We start from the raw sequence: 21681 nt of genomic DNA on the forward strand, positions 1-21681 counted from the left end.
GGATCTCACGGAGCCGGAGGTGCTGCGGGGGCGGCCCTGATCCCGCAGCGGGACCGGCTCAGTGGTGTACGGCGGCTCGCTGCTCGGCGGGCGCAGTGCCGGTGACGACGGTGCTGGCGGATGCTCCGTCGCGGCGCTCCAGTGCGGCCGAGAGGAACGCGAGCAGCAGCGCGGCCGCGGCGAGGGCGGCGCCGACCCAGTTGGGGGACGTGTAGCCGAAGCCGGCCGCGATGACGAGGCCGCCGAGCCAGGCAGACAGGGCGTTGCCGAGGTTGAAGGCGCCGATGTTCACGGCCGAGGCCAGCGTCGGAGCGCCGTGGGCCTGGTCGAGGACCCGCTTCTGCAGCGGAGGGACGGTGGCGAAGCCCAGCGCACCGATCAGCGCGATCGTGACCGCCGCGAGGACCTTGTTCTGCGCCGTGAGCGTGAAGAGCGCGAGCACGACGGCGAGAGCGCCCAGGGAGACGTACAGCATGGGCATCAGCGCACGGTCGGCGTACTTGCCCCCTACGAGGTTGCCGCCGACCATGCCGAGCCCGAAGAGGACCAGCAGCCAGGTGACGGAGCCGTCGGCGAAACCGGCGACATGGGTCATCATCGGCGCGATGTAGGTGATGGCCGCGAAGACGCCGCCGAAGCCGAGGACCGTCATCGCCATGGCAAGCAGGACCTGGGCGTTCATGAAGGCTGCCAGCTCGTGGCGCAGGTGCACGCCCTGCTGCTTGGGCATGGCGGGGACGAGCTTGGCGACGCCGACCAAGCCGACGACGCCGAGGGCGGCAACGATGCCGAAGGTGACACGCCAGTCGGCGGCCTGCCCGACGAACGTGCCCAGCGGGACGCCGACGACATTGGCCACGGTCAGGCCGGTGAACATCATCGCGATGGCTCCGGCCTTCTTGTCCGGGGCGACCAGGTCGGCCGCGACGACCGATCCGATGCCGAAGAAGGCACCATGGGCAAGCGAGGCGACCACACGGCCGATCAGCATGACGGTGAAGGCGGGAGCGAGGGCCGACAGCAGGTTGCCCGCGATGAACAGGCCCATCAGCAGCATCAGCATCCGCTTGCGCGACACCTTGGTGCCGAGCACGGTCATCAGGGGAGCGCCGAGGACCACGCCGAGCGCATAGCCGGTCACGAGGAATCCGGCGGTGGGTATGGAGACCCCGAAGTCGCCCGCGACCTCGGGCAGCAAGCCCATGATCACGAACTCGGTCGTTCCGATTCCGAAGGCCCCGATCGCGAGGGCCAGAAGCGCGAGAGGCATGAAGGGGTACACCTTTCCCAGAAGATTGCATGGGCGCTTAACGCGTCACAACAATATTTGCATGCGCGGCATACTTGCAAGCGCAGGCTATTGCTATGTCGCTCTACTCTGGCTTCAGCCGCTCCGGAACGGAGGAACCGCCATGACCGCGACGGACCCCGCGCTCACTGCTCTCGCCCAGGGCTGGTGCGCCCTCTCCCTGCTGCACGGGAGGATCGAGGCGCACATCGAGCGCGCCCTGCAGACCGGGCACGACCTCAGCGTGCGCGAGTACTCCCTGCTCGACGTGCTCAGCCGCCAGCACAACGGCGAAGGCGGCCACCTGCAGATGAAACAGGTCGCCGACGCCGTCGTCCTCAGCCAGAGCGCAACCACCCGCCTCGTCACCCGCCTCGAGGACCGCGGCCTGCTCTCCCGCTACCTCTGCCCCACCGACCGCCGCGGCATCTACACCGACGTCACCGACGCCGGCCTCAAACTGCTGGAAGAAGCCCGCCCCACCAACCAGGCCGCACTGCGCGAAGCCCTCGACGAAGCCGCGAAGAATCCCGAACTGGCCCCCCTGGTCAGGGCCGTGGAGACACTCCGCGTCCCCGCCTGAAGCGCACGGTCCCGCATAGGGTGCAGGCATGGGAGATCTTGAAATACGGCCCGCCGTCGCCGATGACATCCCCGCGATCGTCGCCATGCTCGCGGACGATCCACTGGGCGCCCAGCGCGAGTCACCGGACGACCTGACCCCCTACCTGGCCGCGCTCGAGCGCCTCAGCAGCGATCCGAACCAGCACCTGGTCGTCGCCGTCCGCGAGGGCAGTGTCGTCGGCACGCTCCAGCTCACGGTCATACCCGGGCTGTCGCGGCGCGGCTCCACCAGGTCGATCATCGAAGCCGTCCGTATCCACGCCGACGAGCGAGGCAGCGGCCTCGGCACGCAGCTCATCGAGTGGGCGATCGGCGAATCCCGGCGCCAGAAGTGCCAGTTGGTGCAGCTGACCTCCGACAAGAGCCGTGAGGATGCCCACCGCTTCTATGAGCGGCTCGGTTTCACCGCCTCGCACGTGGGCTTCAAACTCTCGTTGTGAAAGAGCGAAGCGTCTGTTTCACGTGAAACAGACGCTTGGCCCGACCGTCAGAACGAGTCGCTGCCCCGCCACCCGTCGGGATCCACACCGCCCGGCACGGCAGCCCCCTCGTCATACGGCTGACGCGTGAAGACGAACGAGCCGAGGTCCAGATGGTCCACGGACCCGTCCGGACGTCGGACGGCCTTCAGGACCTCGCCCGCGTAGTAGCCCTCCAGGCCCGTCCATGTGCCGTCGCCATTGCCGCGGAACCGTGAGCGGCGCCCCTTACCGGACAACGGCTCCAGCGAGACGAGTCCGTCGACGGTCAGCCGCAGGGCGAAGGCGTATGTCCCCCAGTACCACTGGCCCGCCAGTTCCAGGACGGCCGTGTCGATCTCGGGCATCGGCCGCCAGGGCTCGGGAATCCTCGGCTCGGCTTCGGCAACGATACGGATGAGGTCGGCGGCGACGAGGGAGACCAGCGGACCGGAGGTGCAGTTGGCCAGCACCACGGCCGCGACATCGTCCTCCACGCTGAGGGTCAAGCTCGCCAGAAAGCCCGGCAATGACCCGCCGTGCCCCACGAGGAGTCGTCCGTCCCTGTACTGGATCTGCATGCCGAGGCCGTAGGCCGCACCGTCCGCCACGTCGACGGCCTCGGGCGGCGCCGCAGGCGTCCGCATCTCCCGTAGGGTCTCGGCGCTCAGCACCCGGTCGTCCCCCTTGGCCAGGAAGACGGCGAACCTCGCCAAGTCATCCGTCGTCGACCACAGTTGACCAGCCGGCGCCATCCGCCCAAGGTCTTCGACTGGTTCGGGAAGCATCGCATCGGCCCAGGGATGCACCGCCCAGCCTCCCGCGTGCGGTGCCTGCGGTCGCGTACTCGTGCGCTTCAGGCTCAGAGGTTCGAGCACTTCACGCCGCAGTGCGTCCTCCCACGGAGTCCCGCGCAGCTTCTCCACCAGCGCGCCCAGCAGGGTGTAGCCGGGGTTCGAGTAGTGGAACCGGCGGCCGGACGGGTGCAGGAAGGGCTGCTCGGCCAGGACGTCGGACAGTTCGGGCCGCAGCGATCCGGAGGTCCGTTCCCACCACGGACCGGGTGACTCGGCCGCCAACCCACTGGTATGCGCGAGGAGTTCGACGATGGTGGCCTCCCCCGCCCCCGTTCCCGGCAGATGCTTCTCCAGCGGATCACCGAGGTCGAGCAGGCCCTCGTCACGCAGTCGCAGGACGAGAACGGCCGTGAAGGTCTTAGTGATCGAGCCGATGCGGTACTGCACGTTCTCGTCCGGCGCATGCCCGTCCACCGACGTACGCGAGCCATGCCACACGGTGCGCCCGTCCCGTACGACCGCGGCGACCAGCGAGGGCGCGCGCCCTTCGGCCTGAGCCACGGCGATGCGGTGCAGCAGTGCCCGGCGCGTGGTGGGGAGGAGCAGCTCTTGCTGAGATGTCGTCATGCAACCAGTCCACCCCGGTGGCCGCCCGGGAGTCGAGCGCATATCCGCAGATCGCGTGCCGATGAGTTTCCCGCGCCGCGCCGGTCTGTACGCGTGAGACCGACTCACGGAAGGCTGGCGCCATGCGGAAACTGATCTACGGCATGAACCTGAGCCTGGACGGCTACATCGCCGCGCCCGGCGACGACATCGGCTGGAGCGTGCCGAGCGACGAGCTGTTCCAGTTTTGGTCCGACCAGTTGGAGGCGACCGACCTGTCGCTGTACGGGCGCAAGCTGTGGCAGACGATGAGCTCCTACTGGCCGACCGGCGACCAGCAGCCGGGCGCCACCTCGGCGGAGATCGAGTACGCGCGCCGCTGGCGGGACATGTCGAAGGTGGTGTTCTCCTCGACGATCGACAAGGTCGACTGGAACGCCCGCCTGGTCACCGGCGACGCGGCCGCCGAGATCACCCGGCTCAAGGCCGAGGACGGCGGCCCGATGTACATCGGCGGCGCGACGCTCGCCGGGGCGGCCATGCGGGCCGGGCTGATTGACGAGTACGTGCTGGCCACCGCGCCGGTCCTGGTGGGCGGCGGCACGTCGTTCTTCACCGCGCTGGACAGCTGGGTGAACCTGAATCTGGTGGAGACGCGGACGTTTCCCTGCGGCGTGATCCTGACCAGGTACGAGACGAGGCGCTGAGCGCCCGTCCGGGAGTCACGGGCCATATGCTCCGCGGATGACATCCTCTGGGTGACCCGGACTACAACGGGTGGCGGATCAGGTCTGCGCCATGTCCACGAACCGCGAGTAGTGGCCCTGGAAGGCGACCGTGATCGTCGCCGTCGGGCCATTACGGTGCTTGCCCACGATGATGTCCGCCTCGCCCGCGCGTGGCGACTCCTTCTCGTAGGCGTCCTCACGGTGCAGCAGGATCACCATGTCGGCGTCCTGCTCGATGGATCCGGACTCACGCAGGTCGGACACCATCGGCTTCTTGTCCGTGCGCTGCTCGGGACCACGGTTGAGCTGCGAAAGCGCGATCACCGGGACCTCCAGCTCCTTGGCCAGGAGCTTGAGGTTACGGGACATGTCCGAGACCTCCTGCTGCCGGCTCTCGGAGCGCTTCGAACCGCCTGACTGCATCAGCTGCAGATAGTCGATGATCACGAGCTTGATGTCATTGCGCTGCTTCAGCCGACGGCACTTCGCACGGATCTCCATCATCGACAGGTTCGGGGAGTCGTCGATGTAGAGCGGCGCGGCCGAGACCTCGGGCATTCGCCGCGCCAGGCGTGTCCAGTCCTCGTCCGTCATGGTGCCGGAGCGCATGTGGTGCAGGGCGACGCGTGCCTCGGCCGACAGAAGACGCATCGCGATCTCATTGCGCCCCATTTCCAGGGAGAAGATGACGCTCGCCAAGTTGTGCTTGATAGACGCAGCTCGCGCGAAGTCCAGCGCGAGTGTGGACTTACCCATGGCGGGACGGGCCGCGATGACGATCATCTGGCCCGGATGCAGACCGTTGGTGAGTGAGTCGAGGTCCGTGAACCCGGTGGGCACACCCGTCATCTCGCCGCTGCGCGAGCCGATCGCCTCGATCTCGTCGAGCGCGCCCTCCATGATGTCGCCGAGCGGCAGATAGTCCTCGCTGGTGCGCTGCTCGGTGACCGCATAGATCTCGGCCTGGGCACGGTTGACGATCTCGTCGACGTCGTCGTCGGCCGCGTATCCCATCTGCGTGATGCGGGTGCCGGCCTCGACCAGGCGGCGCAGCACGGCACGCTCATGGACGATCTCCGCGTAGTACTCGGCGTTCGCCGCCGTCGGCACCGTCTGGACCAGGGTGTGGAGATACGAGGCGCCGCCGACCTTGTTGATCTCGCCGCGTTTGGTGAGTTCGGCGGCGATGGTGATGGGGTCGGCCGGCTCGCCCTTGGCGTAGACGTCGAGGATCGCCTGGAAGATCGTCTCGTGTGCGGGCTTGTAGAAGTCGTGGCCCTTGAGGACCTCGACGACATCGGCGATGGCGTCCTTGGACAGGAGCATGCCGCCGAGGACGGACTGTTCGGCGTCGAGGTCCTGCGGCGGTACCCGCTCGAAGGCTGAACCGCCGCCGTCCCACTCGCCGCTGTCCCGGCCGCGATCATGCTGCTCATCGCGGCCTCGGCCGCCGTCACTGCGCCGACGGGAGGCGGGCAGACGATCACTGGGACCGCTGTCGGCCCAGGGGTCGTCCAAGGGCTCGGAAATGCTCACCGAGCCACCTCCTCCCGTCCGCCGAGCGGACCTCGCCGTGCCCCTCTGTTCTACGGCACGCCACTGACAAATGAGAGGCCCAACTCCGTTTCTGGCACGTCGGCTTTGTGACGTTTCCACGGCCGACAGACGGAGCGGGCGCCGGACCACGGTAGGCCCCCGGGCACCGTCAGCCAATCTGGTTATCCACAGGCCATGTGGACGACGGCCCTGATGCTGTGGAGAACTCCGCAAAACCTGTGCACGACCCGGTGGACAGCCCTGTGAACAAGCCCCGCGCGATTCTGCGAAAGCACTGTTGACCTGCACATTTACCGTCCACCGGCTGTGCAGAAGAAAAACTTCCCCAGTCGGACCAAGATCGCTTCGAACGGTGCGCAGGAGCACACACCGCGAGACAGCCAGTAAGGGGCACTGGCCCATTGCATCTCTTACCTGTGGACGATTAGATTGGTGGCCATGACACAGGCTCCCGCGACCCCCAAGGCCGCCCGGCGACAGCACGACCGAGAGATCGTCGCACTGGCCGTCCCGGCCTTCGGCGCACTCGTCGCCGAGCCCCTCTTCGTCATGGCCGACAGCGCAATCGTCGGCCATCTCGGCACCGCACAGCTCGCCGGACTCGGGGTTGCCTCGGCTCTCCTCATGACAGGCGTCAGCGTCTTCGTCTTCCTCGCCTACGCCACCACGGCTGCCGTTGCCCGACGCGTCGGCGCCGGGGACCTCCCGGCCGCCATCCGCCAGGGCATGGACGGTATCTGGCTGGCCCTCCTCCTCGGTGCCGCCGTCGTCGCGATCGTCCTGCCCATGGCACCGTTCCTTGTCGAACTCTTCGGCGCCTCGGACACCGCAGCCCCGTACGCGACCACCTATCTGCGGATCTCGGCACTCGGCATCCCCGCCATGCTCATCGTGCTCGCCGCCACCGGTGTTCTACGTGGCCTGCAGGACACCAAGACACCCCTCTACGTCGCCATCGCGGGCTTCGTCGCCAACGCCGCCCTCAACGCGGGCCTCGTCTACGGCGCCGATCTCGGCATCGCGGGTTCCGCCTGGGGCACGGTCATCGCCCAGTGCGGCATGGCCGCTGCCTATCTCGTGGTCGTCGTCCGCGGTGCCCGCAAGCACGGCGCCTCCCTACGTCCAGACGCGGCCGGGATAAGGGCTTCGGGCCAGGCCGGAGCGCCTCTGCTGGTCCGTACGCTCTCGCTGCGGGCGATCCTGATGATCGCCACAGCCGTCGCGGCCCGTCTCGGCGACGCCGACATCGCGGCGCACCAGATCATCCTGTCCCTGTGGAGCCTCCTCGCCTTCGCGCTGGACGCCATCGCCATCGCCGGGCAGGCCATCATCGGACGGTATCTCGGTGCTGGCGACGCCGAGGGCGCCCGGGCGGCCTGCCGCCGCATGGTGGAGTGGGGCATCGCGGCCGGCGTCGTCCTCGGACTGCTCGTGGTGATCTCGCGCCCGGCGTTTCTGCCCTTGTTCACCGGCGACTCCTCGGTCAAGGATGCCGCGTGGCCCGCCCTGGTGATCGTGGCGCTCTCCCAACCGATCTGTGGCGTCGTCTTCGTCCTGGACGGCGTCCTCATGGGAGCTGGCGACGGCCCCTACCTCGCCTGGGCCATGGTGCTCACACTGGCAGTCTTCACTCCGGTCGCACTGCTGGTCCCCGTATTCGGCGGCGGTCTCACCGCGCTCTGGGGAGCGATGACGCTGATGATGGCGGTGCGCATGCTGACGCTGTGGCTACGCGCCCGCTCGGGCCGCTGGATCGTCACGGGAGCGACCCGCTGACCGTTTCACGTGAAACAGCGTGTTTCACGTGAAACAAGCCCCCGTTAGCAGTGCACAGGAAGAAGCCAAAGGGAAGGGGCCGTACCCCGCGGGTACGGCCCCTTCTTTCAGCTGTTCAAGCCGAGCGCAGCGATCAGGCCGCGATAACCTCGATGTTGACCTTGGCGGCAACCTCGGGGTGCAGACGCACGGACGTCTCGTGGGCGCCCAGGGTCTTGATCGGCGCACCGAGCTCGATGCGGCGCTTGTCGACCTCGGGGCCACCGGCAGCCTTGATCGCCGAGGCGATGTCGGCCGGGGTGACGGAACCGAAGAGACGACCGGCGTCGCCGGAGCGAACGGCCAGGCGGACCTTCACACCCTCGAGCTGGGCCTTGACAGCGTTGGCCTGCTCGATGGTCTGGATCTCGTGGATCTTGCGAGCACGACGGATCTGCTCGACGTCCTTCTCGCCACCCTTGGTCCAGCGGATAGCGAACTTCCGCGGGATCAGGTAGTTGCGAGCGTAACCGTCCTTGACGTCAACGACGTCGCCCGCGGCACCAAGGCCGGAGACCTCGTGGGTAAGGATGATCTTCATTGGTCGGTCACCCTTCCCTTAGCGCGCAGTGGAGGTGTAGGGCAGCAGCGCCATCTCACGGCTGTTCTTGACGGCCGTGGCGACGTCACGCTGGTGCTGCGTGCAGTTGCCGGTCACGCGGCGGGCACGGATCTTGCCGCGGTCGGAAATGAACTTCCGCAGCATGTTCGTGTCCTTGTAGTCCACGTACGTGACCTTGTCCTTGCAGAAAGCGCAGACCTTCTTCTTCGGCTTGCGCACAGGCGGCTTAGCCATGGTGTTTCTCCTGTGTGATCAAGAAGTTTGGGTATGAACCCGCCCTTAGAAGGGGGGCTCGTCCGAGTAGCCGCCGCCACCGCCGCCGCCGCCGGAGTTTCCACCCCAGCCGCCGCCACCGCCCTGGCCACCGGCGGGAGCGCCGGTCGCCCACGGGTCGTCGGCGGGAGCGCCGCCGCCCTGCTGGCCGCCACCGGGGCCACCGCCCCAGCCGCCGCCACCCTGGCCGCCACCGCCACCGAAGCCACCGCCCTGGCCACCGCGGCCGGCGGTCTTGGTGACCTTGGCCGTGGCGTTGCGCAGGCTGGCGCCGACTTCCTCGACGTCCAGCTCGTAGACCGTGCGCTTGACGCCCTCACGGTCCTCGTAGGACCGCTGCTTCAGCCGGCCCTGCACGATGACGCGCATGCCTCGCTGGAGCGACTCGGCGACGTTCTCCGCCGCCTGACGCCAGACCGAGCAGGTCAGGAACAGGCTCTCGCCGTCCTTCCACTCGTTGGTCTGACGGTCGAAGGTGCGCGGGGTGGACGCGACACGGAACTTCGCGACCGCCGCACCGGAAGGGGTGAAGCGCAGCTCGGGGTCATCGACAAGGTTGCCGACGACCGTGATGACGGTCTCGCCTGCCATGGGGGAACCTCTCGGCGGGTTTGCTCTGGCTGCTTGGTTGCTGCTACTCGAATCCCGAGATCAGCTGAGCGGGAGGGCTCAGTGAGTCTCGGGGCGGAGGACCTTGGTCCGGAGGACCGACTCGTTCAGGTTCATCTGGCGGTCGAGCTCCTTGACGACCGCAGGCTCGGCCTGCAGGTCGATGACCGAGTAGATGCCCTCAGGCTTCTTCTTGATCTCGTACGAGAGACGACGACGGCCCCAGGTGTCGACCTTCTCGACCTTGCCGTTGCCCTCACGGACGACGGAGAGGAAGTTCTCGATCAGGGGGGCGACAGCGCGCTCCTCCAGATCGGGGTCGAGGATGACCATCACCTCGTAGTGACGCATGTGGAACCCACCTCCTTTGGACTCAGCGGCCACGGTCGTTCCGTGGCAGGAGGGTTGTGATGCGTACGCAACGGTATCGGCCGCCACTGACAATCGGGGGTGACCTCGCGGTTTACCCGAGCGGGCATGGGCAGACACCAATGCAGACGGTACAGACTACCCGCACACGTGCTTCCGGTTGAAATCAGCCCACGGAGCCCGTCAATCTGTACACATCGGGTGTGTATGGCGCTACGATGCGCCGCCTTCCGCAGGAGGTGCCCTATGGCACAGGCATTGCGACCCAACACCGTCGGAGGCCTCTTCGCCACGGACGGAAAGCCCCACCCTCTTCAGGACACCCTGCTCGCGGTGACCCTGGTGCTGGGCATCACGTCCTTCATCGTGGCGCTCGTCGACGACGACCTGCACCTGCTCAGCTCCTGGACCGGCCTGGTGGGCATCCTCACCGGCGCGTACGGCCAGTGGATCTCGGAGACCACCCGCGAGCGCTTCGGCCTGATCCTGGGCCTCGGCGCCGCAGGAGTCGGCTTCTTCCTCGGCATGGCGCACGGCGGTCTCTTCGGCGGGGTCTTCTGACGCCAGGGCACTGCCCTCCCGATGCCGGCCACGGAGACCACCCTCCGGACACCGGCAGAACACCGCATAGAACACCGTCGAACGCCGCGGCCGCCCACAGGCCGGGGCGAAGCTGCCGTACGCCCAGTCGGGGCGCTCCCCAGGCGCAGTAGGCTTCCGCGAGAGCCGGAGCCCCTGTACCCATGGGGACACACCAGCCCGAGGAGCGCCCCGAATGAGCCTGACCCTGAGGACGATCAGTCGCGAGCAGCATCTGGCGTACATCCAGAGCCTGCCGTCGGCGAGCCACATGCAGGTCCCGGCCTGGGCGGACGTGAAGGCGGAGTGGCGCTCGGAGAGCCTCGGCTGGTTCGACAAGGCCGGTGAGCTGGTCGGCGTGGGTCTCGTGCTCTACCGGCAGCTTCCCAAGATCAAGCGCTATCTCGCCTATCTGCCCGAGGGCCCGGTCATCAACTGGTTCGCGCCAAATCTGACCGACTGGCTGGAACCGATGCTCGCGCACCTGAAGCACCAGGGCGCCTTCTCCGTGAAGATGGGCCCGCCGGTGATCATCCGGCGCTGGGAGGCGGGCTCCATCAAGCAGGGCATCCAGAACCCGGACGTGAAGCGCCTGCGCGACATCGAGGCCGACTTCATCGAGCCGCGCGCCTTCGAGGTCGCCGACAAGCTGCGCCGTATGGGCTGGCAGCAGGGCGAGGACGGTGGGGCCGGCTTCGGCGACGTACAGCCCCGTTATGTCTTCCAGGTGCCGCTGGCCAACCGGTCCCTGGAAGAGGTCCACAAGAACTTCAACCAGCTGTGGCGCCGCAACATCAAGAAGGCCGAGAAGGCCGGCGTCGAGGTCGTCCAGGGCGGCTACCAGGACCTCGCCGAGTGGCAGCGGCTGTACGAGATCACTGCCGTGCGCGACCACTTCCGGCCGCGCCCGCTGTCGTACTTCCAGCGCATGTGGACGGCTCTCAACACCGAGGACCCCAACCGCATGCGGCTGTACTTCGCCCGCCACAACGGTGTGAACCTGTCGGCCGCGACGATGCTGATCGTCGGCGGGCACGTCTGGTACTCCTACGGCGCCTCCGACAACATCGGCCGTGAGGTCCGGCCCTCGAACGCGATGCAGTGGCGGATGCTGCGCGACGCCTACGCGCTCGGCGCGACCGTCTACGACCTGCGCGGCATCTCCGACTCGCTGGACGAGACCGACCACCTCTTCGGTCTGATCCAGTTCAAGGTGGGCACGGGCGGCCAGGCCGCCGAGTACCTCGGCGAGTGGGACTTCCCGCTGAACAAGCTGCTCCACAAGGCGCTCGACATCTACATGTCGCGTCGCTGACCTCGCGTTCGCCGCTTCGATACCGTCAACTGCTGCACCGTCGATAGCTTCCATACCTCTGATACACCGCAGCCACGAGAAAGGTTCCAGGTCCGGCCATGGCGCTCACGCTCTACGTCGACACCGCGCGCTGGCGGGCGCACCACAAGCACGTGCAGGAGCAGTTCCCGGGGCTCGTCCCGGTCTGCAAGGGCAACGGCTACGGGTTCGGGCACGAGCGGCTGGCGGAGGAGGCCACGCGGCTGGGATCCGACGTCCTCGCCGTCGGCACGACGTACGAGGCCGCGCGCATCAAGGACTGGTTCGGCGGTGACCTGCTGGTGCTGACGCCGTACCGGCGCGGCGAGGAGCCGGTGCCGCTGCCGGACCGCGTCATCCGGTCGGTGTCGTCCGTGGACGGCGTGTACGGCCTCGTGGGCGCCCGTGTCGTCATCGAGGTGATGTCGTCGATGAAGCGGCACGGCGTGAACGAGCACGACCTGCCGCAGCTGCACGCCGCCATCGAGAACGTACGGCTGGAGGGCTTCGCCATCCACCTGCCGCTGGACCGCACCGACGGCTCGGACGCCGTCGAGGAGGTCATCGGCTGGATGGACCGCCTGCGCGCGGCCCGTCTGCCGCTGCACACGATGTTCGTCAGTCACCTCAAGGCCGAGGAACTCGCCCGCCTGCAGCAGCAGTTCCCGCAGACCCGGTTCCGCGCCCGCATCGGCACCCGGCTGTGGCTGGGGGACCACGAGGCCACCGAGTACCGCGGCGCGGTCCTGGACGTCACGCGCGTCGCCAAGGGCGACCGTTTCGGCTACCGGCAGCAGAAGGTGGCCTCGGACGGCTTCCTGGTGGTCGTCGCCGGCGGTACGTCACACGGGGTTGGTCTGGAGGCACCCAAGGCCCTGCACGGCGTCATGCCGCGTGCCAAGGGCGTCGCCCGTGCCGGACTCGCCACGGTCAACCGGAACCTTTCTCCCTTCGTGTGGGGCGGCAAGCAGCGCTGGTTCGCCGAGCCTCCGCACATGCAGGTCTCCATCCTGTTCGTCCCGGCGGACGCCCCCGAGCCGAAGGTCGGCGACGAGCTGGTCGCCCATCTTCGGCACACCACCACGCAGTTCGACCGGCTCGTCGACCGCTGACCTCGTGCCCCTCGCTGTCCTCGTGCCCCTCGCCTGAACGCTGCCGCTCACCGGCCGGACAGCCGCCGCTCGGCAACGCCGTAACGGGCAAAGGCCGTAACAGGCAAAGGCCGTACACGACCCTTCCGCGTACGGCCTTTCGCGTGTGCTTCCTACGCCCTGTTCGCTCAGAGCGAACTACCGGTAGCCCCCCTGTTGCCCCATTCCACCTGCGGCCCGTCGAAGTGAGCCGCGTGCCGCGGTGGATGGGCCGCGGAACCGAACACGAACACGTCCTCCGCCCGGTCGAGCACCCCGCCCGAGGGATCGTCGTCGCCGGCCCTGCGCACCGGGTCCCGCTCCGGCATGAGGACGTCCCGCACGACGAGGGCACACAGGTACAGCGTCCCCAGCAGGTGCACGCCGATGGCCCAGTGGTAGCCGTCGGGCGGCAGTCCCTTGTGGGCGTCCCCGCTGGTCGTGTACGCGAGGTACATCCAGATGCCCAGGAAGTACGCCACCTCGCAGGCCTGCCAGATGAGGAAGTCCCGCCACCTCGGCCGGGCCAGCACGGCCAGGGGCACCAGCCACAGGACGTACTGCGGTGAGTAGACCTTGTTGGTGACGATGAACGCCGCGACGATCAGGAAGGCCAGCTGGGCGAAGCGCGGACGGCGCGGCGCGGTGAGCGCGAGCGCGGCGATCCCGGCACAGCACAGCAGCATCAGCAGCGTGGCAATCGTGTTGACGGTCTCGGTGCTCAGCGGGTCGGTGGAGTTCTGCGCCATGATCAGCCAGAAGGAGCCGAAGTCGACGCCCCGTTCCTGGCTGAACCGGTAGAACTGCGACCACCCGTCCCAGGCGAGGAGCATCACCGGAAGGTTCACGACCAGCCAGGCGAAGACCGTGCCGCCCAGTGCCCTTCCGAAGTCCCGCCATTTGCCCGCGCGCCAGCACAGCACGAACAGCGGGCCGAGCAGGAACACGGGATAGAGCTTCGCGGCCGTGGCGAGCCCCAGCAGGACACCGAAGGCCAGCGAGCGGCCGCGCGACCACATCAGCATCGCCGCGGCTGTCAGGGCGACAGCCAGTAGGTCCCAGTTAATGGTGGCCGTCAGCGCGAAGGCGGGGGCCAGGGCGACCAGCAAGCCGTCCCAGGGGCGGCGGGCGTGCGTGCGGGTCACGCAGACGGCGATGACGGCCGCGCAGACCATCAGCATCCCGGCGTTGACCATCCAGTACCACTGTTCCTGGTCCTGGATGCTGCCGCTGCCCGGTGTGAGCCAGGAGGCGACCTCCATGAACACGCCGGTCAGCACTGGGTACTCGAGGTACTCCATGTCACCGGGGAGCTTGTCGAAGTACGGCACGAGCCCGTCGGCGAAGCCGCGTCCCTGGTAGAGGTGCGGGATGTCCGAGTAGCAGGCGTGCGTGTACTGCGAGCTGGCGCCGAAGAACCAGGCGCCGTTGTAGCAGGGCGCCTTCTGGACCAGGCCGAGGGCGAACATGCCGATCGCCACGAGCGCGACGATCCGCACGGGAGTCCACCAGGACGTCCCGAGCAGAGCGCGCCGTCCGATGGGACCGCCGATCAGCTCACTCCCGCTGGCGGCGACCTCGTCCTCCTTGGTCGGCCGCACCGGGTCCGGCTCGTGCACGCTCGTGGGCGTCGTCTCTGCACTGGGCATGGGGCACATCCTGCCGTACGAGTCTGAGAACGGAAGCCGAGGCGAACGGCGAACCCCGGTCGCCCCTGCAAGAAATAGGCGAACCGCCATCCGAGGTTCTGGCGTAATTACGCCAGAACCTTGTCCGGTAAATACCCCTCGGTGAACAATGTTGATCTTGCCACGGAGCTTTTACGGCACTAATGTGCTCAACCATTGCTGAGTTCAACCACCGACACCTGGTGGTGCTTGGAACCAACTGGGGGGCTTGGGGGAGCTCGGACTGCTGAACGAAACCGCACAGTCTCGCGAGTTATTTCGAACCCAGAACCCGTCGGCCTTTCCGTCGAATTACCAATCCGCGCTGAATCGGGCTCCGGGTGCACGAATCAAGGGAGGTTTCATGAACAGGAAGTTGTCGTCCAGGATTTCCGTGGTCGCCACCGCGGCCGTGGCGGGCGTACTGATTCCACTGGCTGGAACGTCGTACGCGGCGGGCTGCAACTCCACGGGGTGTGACAACAAGGGCCCCATGACCATGGACTGCAGCGACCAGTACACGACCACGGCACGCACCGTGAACAACAACGGCCGGATCGCCGAGCTGAGATGGTCGAGCACCTGTGACGCGGCCTGGGTACGGGTGCACAACGAGTCGAGCAACCCGATCTACAACGCCTACGGATACATCGAGAAGTACAGCTCGTCCGGGACGTTCATCAAGTCGCTTTCTGTACGCGTGCCGGAATCCGGCAGCGACTGGTCGAACATGCTGGGCGGAGCCTCGTACAACTACCGCGTGTGCATCAGCTTCGTGGGGAACGAGTACCCCCTGAAGTGCAGCACGAAATTCTGAGGGGTTTCCTTCCCCGCTGAACGTGGAATGGCCACCGACTTCGGTCGGTGGCCATTTCACGTTCACACAGTCGGCCCGCCGGGCCCGCTCGGGCCGTCAGCCCGACGGGCCTCCGAAAATACCTCCATTGCCGTTGCCATTGCCGTTGCCGTCCGTCTCGGTCACCGTCGGAGTCGGCGACGAAGTCACGCCCCCGTCGGTACCACCCGTGTCCGATCCGCCGTTGTCGTTGCACTGCCAGCCGAACTGGCAGGACTCGGTCGGCGTGGGCGTCGGCGAGGTCAGCGACTCGCTGGGCGTCGGGCTCGGCGTCGGGCTGGCCTCCTCCGTCTGGCTGGGCGTGGGAGTGGGCGTCGGGGTCGGGACGTCGTTGATGACCTCACCGATGGGCTCCGGCGTCGGGAACGGCTTCGGGTCGGTGCCCTTCAGCGCCTGTTCCATGTAGTCGTGCCAGATGATGGACGGGAACGAGGCACCGTGGATCTTCTTCTGACCACCCGTGCCGAACATCTTCAGGAACTCGCGGTTCTGGTTCTTCTCGTTGTCGTCGTAGCGGAACATCGAGATCGCCGTCGACAGCTGCGGGGTGTAGCCCACGAACCAGGCGGAGCGGTTGCCGTCGGTGGTACCGGTCTTGCCGGCGACCTCACGACCGGTCAGCTGGGCGTTGGTACCCGTACCCTCCTCGACCACCGTCTTCAGGACGTCAGTGACGTTGTCGGCGACCTTCGGGGTGAAGGCATCCTTGGTCTCGCTCTCGTGGACGAAGACCTCGCCGTCCTTGGACGTGACCTTCGTGACGGAGAACGGAGAGTTCTGCTTTCCGCTGGCTGCGAAGGTGGCGTACGCGCCCGCCATGCGGATGGCACTGGGCTCGGAGATACCGATGGAGAACACGGGGTAGTCGGTGCCGGTCAGGCTGCTCTCCAGGATGCCCGCGTCCTCGGCTGCCTCTTTCACCTTGTCCAGCCCGACGTCCATGCCGAGCTGCACGAAGGCGGAGTTCACCGACTCCCGCATTGCCTCGCGGAGGTCGATCCGGTAGTTCGGGGGACTGCCGTACGACTCGTCACCGTCGTTGACCTGGTTCCACTCCTTGCCCTTCTCGTCCCGCCAGATCGTCCCGTCGTAGTCCCTGATCTTCAGCTTGTTCTTGCCGCTGTAAAGGCTCTTCGGGGAGACCTTGGTGCGCTCGTCCTGCGCCTGTTCCGGTCCGAGGTCCGGGTTCTTCACACCCCACTTCATCGCGGCCGCAAGCACGAACGGCTTGAACGTCGAACCGACCTGGGCACCCGTCACGTCACAGTTGTTGGTGAAGTGCTTGGTCGCGTCCGTGCCTCCGTAACAGGCCCTGATCGCACCGGTGGCCGGGTCCACGGAGGCCCCGCCGAACTGGACGTGGGTGTCGGTCTTCGGTCGTTCCTCGGGCTTGATGTTGGCCTTGTAGACCTTCTTCACCGCACTCTCGAGCTCCCTGACCTTCTTCTTGTCGAAGGTCGTGTAGATCGAGAGGCCGCCCTCCCGCAGCTTGCGCTCGGTGATCCCGGTCTTTTCGCTGTTGTTGACCAGGTAGCTGTTGGCCAGATCGACGAGATAGCCGATCTGGCCGCTCAGCGCGGTGTTGAAGCGGGGGTTCTGCACCTCGGGCAGCTCGGTGTACTTGGCCCGCGTCGCGGCGTCCAGATGCCCGTATTCGACCATCTTGTCGAGGGTGTCCTGCATCTGGACCAGGGCCCGCTTGCTGTTCGCCTTGGCAGTCGCCGCCGGGTCGATCGACGTCGAACCCGCGGGGTCGTAGTACGTGGCGCCCTTGAGCATGGCCGCCAGGAAGGCGCACTGGCCCTCGTTCAACTCGATGGCGTCCTTGTTGAAGTACGCGCGCGCGGCGGCCTGGATCCCGTAGGCGTTGCGACCGTAATAGGCCGAGTTCAGGTAGCCGGCCATGATGTCGTTCTTCGACAACTTGGCGCCCACCTTGATCGAGACGAAGATCTCCTGGAACTTCCGCGAGAGCGTCTGCGACTGGTCGTCCAGCATCGCGTTCTTGACGAACTGCTGGGTGATCGTCGAGCCACCCTGGGTCTCGCCACCCCTGGCCATGTTGAACAGGGCGCGGGCGATGCCCTTCGGGTCGATACCGCTGTCGCTGCGGAAGGTCTTGTTCTCCTGCGAGATCACCGCGTTCTGCATGGCCTTGGGGATCTGCGACAGGTTGACGATCTGCCGGTTCGTCTCACCGCCGGTGGAGACCATCTCGGTCTTGTCGGACCAGTAGTAGACGTTGTTCTGCGCCGTCGCGGTCTTGGCGACGATGGGGATGTCCACCGTGGCAAAACCAATGCCGGCCACGGCCACCAGGCTCCCGAGGAAGGCAAGGAAGAGGCCCGACACAAGCTTCCACGAGGGCACCCAGCGCGCGACGCCGTACTTGCCCGCCCGCGGATAGTCGATGAACCGCTTCCTGCCGGGGGAGCGGCCCGCCCCCGGCCCCGCCCGGGACCGTTCGGCCCGCCCGGAGCGGCACGCCGGCCGCCCCGGCCCGGTTCAGCCGCTCTGCGGCGGCCGCCTCCACTTCTCTGGGCCGCGCGTCGGGCCTCGGCGCGGCCGCCGTACGGACGTTCCTCGCCTCCAGAACCGCTGGGGACCGACCCGTACGAGTCGGAAGGAGATCCGGTGGCGCCTCGCGGTGCCGCTCGGCGACCGGAGGACGAGCCGGACTGGCCGCGTCGGGCCGCGGCACGTCCGCCTCCCTGCGGCTGCGGCGGTTTGCGACGGTGCTCGCTCATCGAACGACTACTCCTCGGGCAGGCGCACCTCTGGGCGCCTGTCAACGACGGCTGTTTTCCGGTCCCCCCGGAGTACGGATGTGGTCCGTTCGGCATTCACCCGTACTGCACCAAGGACAACGACGTCCACAGACGTCGCTCGGTTCCCGGTGGTGTGCATGGCGCACAGACTACGCACCACCAAAGCCCGCGCAGCCCCGAACTTCACCCCAAATCAGGCAACTCGCTCCACATGAATCGTTGGATGTGATCCCGTTCACCGTTCCCCCACTTGTCGCGCCCGGAAGGCCGTTCTATCGTCGTGATGTATCGAGTCGATACATCAGCGCGAGATACGACGAGGAGGCGAGAGGATGAGCCGACGTTCCGGGATCCTCGAGTTCGCCGTACTCGGACTGCTCCGCGAGTCCCCGATGCACGGCTACGAGCTGCGCAAACGACTCAATACATCGCTGGGCGTGTTCCGTGCCTTCAGCTACGGCACGCTCTACCCCTGCCTCAAGACGCTGGTCGCCAACGGCTGGTTGATCGAGGAACCGGGGGCCACCGCCGAGGACCCGCTCACCGCACCCCTCGCCGGTCGCCGCGCGAAGATCGTGTACCGATTGACCGCGGAAGGTAAGGAGCACTTCGAGGAACTGCTCTCGCAGACGGGGCCCGACGCGTACGAGGACGAGCACTTCGCTGCCCGATTTGCTTTCTTCGGCCGCACACCGCAGGACGTACGCATGCGCGTGCTGGAGGGCCGCCGCAGCCGGCTGGAGGAGCGTCTGGAGAAGATGCGCGCCTCCCTGGCACGCACGCGAGAGCGCCTCGACGACTACACGCTTGAGCTCCAGCGCCACGGGATGGAGTCCGTGGAGCGCGAAGTGCGCTGGCTGAACGAGCTCATCGAGAGCGAGCGGGCCGGACGGGACCTGAAGGGTTCCGCCTCCGGGGGGTCCGCTCAGCAGGACACCACATCTGGAGAGCCGGGCGATCTGCCCCGTCCCGGGGGTTCCCCCAGGACGGATTCGCCCGGCGACACCGCCACGTGAGAGCCCAGTCAGGGCCTCACTCGTACACACAGGGAGCAACCGGAATGGGTTCGGTTCGCGTAGCCGTCGTCGGCGTCGGCAACTGCGCCGCGTCGCTGGTTCAGGGAGTCGAGTACTACAAGGACGCCGACCCGGCGTCCAAGGTCCCCGGCCTGATGCACGTGCAGTTCGGCGAGTACCACGTCCGTGACGTCGAGTTCGTCGCCGCCTTCGATGTCGACGCGAAGAAGGTCGGCCTCGACCTCGCGGACGCCATCGGCGCCAGCGAGAACAACACCATCAAGATCTGCGACGTGCCGCGCACCGGCGTGACCGTGCAGCGCGGCCACACCCTCGACGGCCTCGGCAAGTACTACCGCGAGACCATCGAGGAGTCCGCCGAGGCCCCGGTCGACGTCGTCCAGGTCCTGAAGGACAAGCAGGTCGACGTCCTCGTCTGCTACCTGCCCGTCGGTTCCGAGGACGCGGCGAAGTTCTACGCCCAGTGCGCCATCGACGCCAAGGTCGCCTTCGTCAACGCCCTGCCGGTCTTCATCGCCGGTACGAAGGAGTGGGCGGACAAGTTCACCGAGGCGGGCGTCCCGATCGTCGGTGACGACATCAAGTCCCAGGTCGGCGCCACGATCACGCACCGCGTCATGGCGAAGCTGTTCGAGGACCGCGGTGTCATCCTGGACCGCACGATGCAGCTCAACGTCGGCGGCAACATGGACTTCAAGAACATGCTCGAGCGTGAGCGCCTGGAGTCCAAGAAGATCTCCAAGACGCAGGCCGTCACCTCCCAGATCCCCGACCGGGAGCTCGGCGAGAAGAACGTCCACATCGGCCCGTCCGACTACGTCGCCTGGCTCGACGACCGCAAGTGGGCCTACGTCCGCCTCGAGGGCCGCGCCTTCGGTGACGTCCCGCTGAACCTGGAGTACAAGCTCGAGGTCTGGGACTCCCCGAACTCCGCCGGCGTCATCATCGACGCCCTGCGCGCCGCGAAGATCGCCAAGGACCGCGGCATCGGCGGTCCGATCCTGTCGGCGTCGAGCTACTTCATGAAGTCCCCGCCGGTCCAGTACTTCGACGACGAGGCCCGCGAGAACGTCGAGAAGTTCATCAAGGGGGAGGTCGAGCGCTAGCTCGACAAGGCACAGCGCGCTGGCTCGACACAGCACAGCGCGCCAAGGCTCGCTCAGAGACGCTCCTGCCAGAGCTGCCGAGGGTCCCCGGGTTGTACCGCCCGGGGACCCTGCCCATATGTGAGGCTGTGCCCCATGTCCGTCGTACGCGACCTGCGGGTCCTGCTGCGCTTCCGGGACTTCCGGCGCCTGCTCGCCGTACGCCTCCTCTCACAGGGCGCCGACGGCGTCTACCAGACCGCGCTCGCCACGTACGTCGTCTTCTCCCCGGAGAAACAGACCTCGGCCGCCGCGATCGCCTCCGCGATGGCGGTACTGCTCCTGCCGTACTCCCTGGTGGGCCCGTTCTCCGGCGTTCTCCTGGACCGCTGGCGCCGCCGCCAGGTTCTCCTGTACGGCAGCCTCCTGCGGACCGTACTGGCCTCGGTGACGGCCGTCCTGATCCTCACCGAGGTCCCGGACTGGCTCTTCTACGTCTCCGCCCTGTGCGTCACCGCCGTCAACCGCTTCGTCCTGTCCGGCCTGTCCGCCGCACTGCCCCGCGTGGTCGACGAAGAGCGCCTCGTGATCGCCAACTCGCTGTCCCCGACCGCGGGAACACTCGCCGCGACCGTGGGCGCCGGCCTGGCCTTCGTCGTACGGCTGGTGGTCTGGGATTCCGATGCCGCCGTGGTGCTCGTGGGTGCCGCCCTGTATCTGTGCGCCGGGCTGGCGGCACTGCGCATGTCGCGGGAACTCCTGGGTCCCGATCGCGCGTTGGTGCAGCCACACCTCACGGCAGCGCTCTCCGGCACCGCGCGCGACCTGGCGGCAGGGGTACGGCATCTCTCCACTCCGTCGCGCCGGGAGGCCGCCTGGGCGCTGTTCACGATGACCCTGATGCGCTTCTGCTACGGTGCCCTGCTGGTCACGCTGCTGATGCTCTGCCGGTACGCCTTCTCCTCGAACACCGATGACGGACTCGCCCTGCTGGGGCTGGCGTTGGCCATCTCCGGCGCCGGATTCTTCGCCGCGGCCGTGGCAACCCCGTGGGCGGCGGGGCGACTTGGCCCGGGCCGCTGGATCACGGTGTGCGCGGCGGCAGCGGCAGTCCTGGTACCCGCGCTCGGCCTCCCCTTCGCCACAGCTCCCATGCTGGCGGCGGCATTCGTCCTGGGGCTGACGACGCAGGGGGCGAAGATCGCGACGGACACGATCGTGCAGACATCGGTCGAGGACGGCTTCCGTGGCCGGACTTTCTCCGTCTACGACGTGCTGTTCAACGTCGCCTTCGTCGGCGCCGCCGGAGTTGCCGCGCTGATACTGCCGCCTGACGGCCGTTCAGCACCACTCGTCGTCACAGTCGCCGTTATCTACGCGGCAGTTGCGGCGGCTATGGCCCGCTTTGAGTATCGGTCTGTGTCACATCAATGACACAGAGCCACTCCTGGCTGCGGAGTTGTCAGTGGGGGCCGGTAGCTTACGTCCGTCTTACATCGCGCATCGTTCGCGATCACACACCCATGTTCTAGGGGGACCC

General features: G+C 67.3%; 19 protein-coding genes and 1 pseudogene. 11 read left to right on the plus strand and 9 right to left on the minus strand.

The genetic code is table 11. The features are described 5' to 3' along the window. Positions 1-58: 58 nt before the first annotated feature. Entirely contained in the window at positions 59-1270 is a 1212-nt protein-coding gene (locus ACQEV2_RS21110; RefSeq protein ID WP_433043594.1) for an MFS transporter, read from the minus strand. A 142-nt stretch (positions 1271-1412) separates the two neighbouring features. Between ACQEV2_RS21110 and ACQEV2_RS21115 the strand changes: the two genes are divergently transcribed. Then, on the plus strand, positions 1413-1871 hold the full coding sequence (locus tag ACQEV2_RS21115) for a MarR family winged helix-turn-helix transcriptional regulator (RefSeq protein ID WP_433043597.1): 459 nt from the start codon (positions 1413-1415) through the stop codon (positions 1869-1871). A 28-nt stretch (positions 1872-1899) separates the two neighbouring features. After that, entirely contained in the window at positions 1900-2352 is a 453-nt protein-coding gene (locus ACQEV2_RS21120) for an N-acetyltransferase family protein (protein WP_433043600.1), read from the plus strand. Positions 2353-2399: 47 nt separating this feature from the next. On the opposite strand, the gene ACQEV2_RS21125 is transcribed toward ACQEV2_RS21120, so the two are convergent. Then, positions 2400-3794, minus strand: a complete 1395-nt coding sequence (locus tag ACQEV2_RS21125; protein ID WP_433043602.1) for a serine hydrolase domain-containing protein — start codon at positions 3792-3794, stop codon at positions 2400-2402. A 122-nt stretch (positions 3795-3916) separates the two neighbouring features. On the opposite strand from ACQEV2_RS21125, the gene ACQEV2_RS21130 reads away from it, so the two are divergent. Further along, positions 3917-4480 carry a dihydrofolate reductase family protein gene (locus tag ACQEV2_RS21130; protein WP_433043605.1) on the plus strand — a complete coding sequence of 188 codons (564 nt, stop codon included), beginning with the start codon at positions 3917-3919 and terminating at the stop codon, positions 4478-4480. A gap of 78 nt (positions 4481-4558) precedes the next feature. Here ACQEV2_RS21130 and dnaB read toward each other — a convergent pair whose 3' ends face one another. Continuing rightward, positions 4559-6037: a replicative DNA helicase gene (gene dnaB / locus ACQEV2_RS21135; RefSeq protein WP_433043608.1), complete on the minus strand. Its 1479-nt coding sequence runs from the start codon at positions 6035-6037 to the stop codon at positions 4559-4561. Between the two features lie 459 nt (positions 6038-6496). Between dnaB and ACQEV2_RS21140 the strand changes: the two genes are divergently transcribed. Then, entirely contained in the window at positions 6497-7834 is a 1338-nt protein-coding gene (locus ACQEV2_RS21140; protein ID WP_433043611.1) for an MATE family efflux transporter, read from the plus strand. Positions 7835-7967: 133 nt separating this feature from the next. Here ACQEV2_RS21140 and rplI read toward each other — a convergent pair whose 3' ends face one another. The 4 genes from rplI to rpsF all read right to left on the minus strand — a co-directional run bounded on the left by rplI (position 7968) and on the right by rpsF (position 9668). Then, positions 7968-8414, minus strand: a complete 447-nt coding sequence (gene rplI, locus ACQEV2_RS21145) for a 50S ribosomal protein L9 (protein WP_194043864.1) — start codon at positions 8412-8414, stop codon at positions 7968-7970. Between the two features lie 18 nt (positions 8415-8432). Beyond that, positions 8433-8669 (minus strand): 30S ribosomal protein S18, encoded by a 237-nt coding sequence (rpsR, locus tag ACQEV2_RS21150; RefSeq protein WP_003949403.1) that lies wholly within the window; start codon positions 8667-8669, stop codon positions 8433-8435. 45 nt (positions 8670-8714) lie between these two features. Further along, entirely contained in the window at positions 8715-9299 is a 585-nt protein-coding gene (locus ACQEV2_RS21155; protein WP_398812397.1) for a single-stranded DNA-binding protein, read from the minus strand. Positions 9300-9377: 78 nt separating this feature from the next. After that, the gene (gene rpsF / locus ACQEV2_RS21160; RefSeq protein ID WP_005482942.1) at positions 9378-9668 is read right to left on the minus strand and encodes a 30S ribosomal protein S6; all 291 of its coding nucleotides are present in this window, start codon (positions 9666-9668) and stop codon (positions 9378-9380) included. 264 nt (positions 9669-9932) lie between these two features. On the opposite strand from rpsF, the gene ACQEV2_RS21165 reads away from it, so the two are divergent. The 3 genes from ACQEV2_RS21165 to ACQEV2_RS21175 all read left to right on the plus strand — a co-directional run bounded on the left by ACQEV2_RS21165 (position 9933) and on the right by ACQEV2_RS21175 (position 12710). Beyond that, positions 9933-10247, plus strand: a complete 315-nt coding sequence (locus ACQEV2_RS21165; protein WP_433043616.1) for a hypothetical protein — start codon at positions 9933-9935, stop codon at positions 10245-10247. Positions 10248-10461: 214 nt separating this feature from the next. After that, entirely contained in the window at positions 10462-11580 is a 1119-nt protein-coding gene (gene femX, locus ACQEV2_RS21170; RefSeq protein ID WP_433043619.1) for a peptidoglycan bridge formation glycyltransferase FemX, read from the plus strand. 98 nt (positions 11581-11678) lie between these two features. Continuing rightward, a complete protein-coding gene (locus tag ACQEV2_RS21175; protein WP_433043622.1) occupies positions 11679-12710 on the plus strand; it encodes an alanine racemase in 1032 nt (343 codons plus the stop codon). Positions 12711-12877: 167 nt separating this feature from the next. Here ACQEV2_RS21175 and ACQEV2_RS21180 read toward each other — a convergent pair whose 3' ends face one another. After that, positions 12878-14377 (minus strand): glycosyltransferase family 87 protein, encoded by a 1500-nt coding sequence (locus tag ACQEV2_RS21180; protein WP_433043625.1) that lies wholly within the window; start codon positions 14375-14377, stop codon positions 12878-12880. A 382-nt stretch (positions 14378-14759) separates the two neighbouring features. Between ACQEV2_RS21180 and ACQEV2_RS21185 the strand changes: the two genes are divergently transcribed. Then, entirely contained in the window at positions 14760-15212 is a 453-nt protein-coding gene (locus ACQEV2_RS21185) for a DUF2690 domain-containing protein (RefSeq protein ID WP_433043628.1), read from the plus strand. Between the two features lie 96 nt (positions 15213-15308). Here the strand turns inward: ACQEV2_RS21185 and ACQEV2_RS21190 are convergent. Beyond that, a pseudogene (locus tag ACQEV2_RS21190) lies at positions 15309-17998 on the minus strand (transglycosylase domain-containing protein). Between the two features lie 353 nt (positions 17999-18351). Between ACQEV2_RS21190 and ACQEV2_RS21195 the strand changes: the two are divergent. From ACQEV2_RS21195 to ACQEV2_RS21205, 3 genes are all read left to right on the plus strand, one after another. Further along, positions 18352-19035: a helix-turn-helix transcriptional regulator gene (locus ACQEV2_RS21195; protein WP_433043631.1), complete on the plus strand. Its 684-nt coding sequence runs from the start codon at positions 18352-18354 to the stop codon at positions 19033-19035. 44 nt (positions 19036-19079) lie between these two features. After that, positions 19080-20162: an inositol-3-phosphate synthase gene (locus ACQEV2_RS21200; protein ID WP_433043634.1), complete on the plus strand. Its 1083-nt coding sequence runs from the start codon at positions 19080-19082 to the stop codon at positions 20160-20162. A 135-nt stretch (positions 20163-20297) separates the two neighbouring features. After that, entirely contained in the window at positions 20298-21575 is a 1278-nt protein-coding gene (locus ACQEV2_RS21205; RefSeq protein WP_433043637.1) for an MFS transporter, read from the plus strand. The last annotated feature ends 106 nt before the right edge of the window (positions 21576-21681 follow it).

This window comes from Streptomyces sp. CA-251387, assembly GCF_050936625.1.
In the GTDB taxonomy this organism is placed as follows: Bacteria; Actinomycetota; Actinomycetes; order Streptomycetales; family Streptomycetaceae; genus Streptomyces.

What these genes read in the sequence shown, in the direction of transcription:
- ACQEV2_RS21110 (WP_433043594.1), bottom strand. Translation starts at nt 1,270, where the DNA reads ATGCCTCTCGCGCTTCTGGCCCTCGCGATCGGGGCCTTCGGAATCGGA.
- ACQEV2_RS21115 (WP_433043597.1), top strand. Translation starts at nt 1,413, where the DNA reads ATGACCGCGACGGACCCCGCGCTCACTGCTCTCGCCCAGGGCTGGTGC.
- ACQEV2_RS21120 (WP_433043600.1), top strand. Translation starts at nt 1,900, where the DNA reads ATGGGAGATCTTGAAATACGGCCCGCCGTCGCCGATGACATCCCCGCG.
- ACQEV2_RS21125 (WP_433043602.1), bottom strand. Translation starts at nt 3,794, where the DNA reads ATGACGACATCTCAGCAAGAGCTGCTCCTCCCCACCACGCGCCGGGCA.
- ACQEV2_RS21130 (WP_433043605.1), top strand. Translation starts at nt 3,917, where the DNA reads ATGCGGAAACTGATCTACGGCATGAACCTGAGCCTGGACGGCTACATC.
- ACQEV2_RS21140 (WP_433043611.1), top strand. Translation starts at nt 6,497, where the DNA reads ATGACACAGGCTCCCGCGACCCCCAAGGCCGCCCGGCGACAGCACGAC.
- rplI (WP_194043864.1), bottom strand. Translation starts at nt 8,414, where the DNA reads ATGAAGATCATCCTTACCCACGAGGTCTCCGGCCTTGGTGCCGCGGGC.
- rpsR (WP_003949403.1), bottom strand. Translation starts at nt 8,669, where the DNA reads ATGGCTAAGCCGCCTGTGCGCAAGCCGAAGAAGAAGGTCTGCGCTTTC.
- ACQEV2_RS21155 (WP_398812397.1), bottom strand. Translation starts at nt 9,299, where the DNA reads ATGGCAGGCGAGACCGTCATCACGGTCGTCGGCAACCTTGTCGATGAC.
- rpsF (WP_005482942.1), bottom strand. Translation starts at nt 9,668, where the DNA reads ATGCGTCACTACGAGGTGATGGTCATCCTCGACCCCGATCTGGAGGAG.
- ACQEV2_RS21165 (WP_433043616.1), top strand. Translation starts at nt 9,933, where the DNA reads ATGGCACAGGCATTGCGACCCAACACCGTCGGAGGCCTCTTCGCCACG.
- femX (WP_433043619.1), top strand. Translation starts at nt 10,462, where the DNA reads ATGAGCCTGACCCTGAGGACGATCAGTCGCGAGCAGCATCTGGCGTAC.
- ACQEV2_RS21175 (WP_433043622.1), top strand. Translation starts at nt 11,679, where the DNA reads ATGGCGCTCACGCTCTACGTCGACACCGCGCGCTGGCGGGCGCACCAC.
- ACQEV2_RS21180 (WP_433043625.1), bottom strand. Translation starts at nt 14,377, where the DNA reads ATGCCCAGTGCAGAGACGACGCCCACGAGCGTGCACGAGCCGGACCCG.
- ACQEV2_RS21185 (WP_433043628.1), top strand. Translation starts at nt 14,760, where the DNA reads ATGAACAGGAAGTTGTCGTCCAGGATTTCCGTGGTCGCCACCGCGGCC.
- ACQEV2_RS21195 (WP_433043631.1), top strand. Translation starts at nt 18,352, where the DNA reads ATGAGCCGACGTTCCGGGATCCTCGAGTTCGCCGTACTCGGACTGCTC.
- ACQEV2_RS21200 (WP_433043634.1), top strand. Translation starts at nt 19,080, where the DNA reads ATGGGTTCGGTTCGCGTAGCCGTCGTCGGCGTCGGCAACTGCGCCGCG.
- ACQEV2_RS21205 (WP_433043637.1), top strand. Translation starts at nt 20,298, where the DNA reads ATGTCCGTCGTACGCGACCTGCGGGTCCTGCTGCGCTTCCGGGACTTC.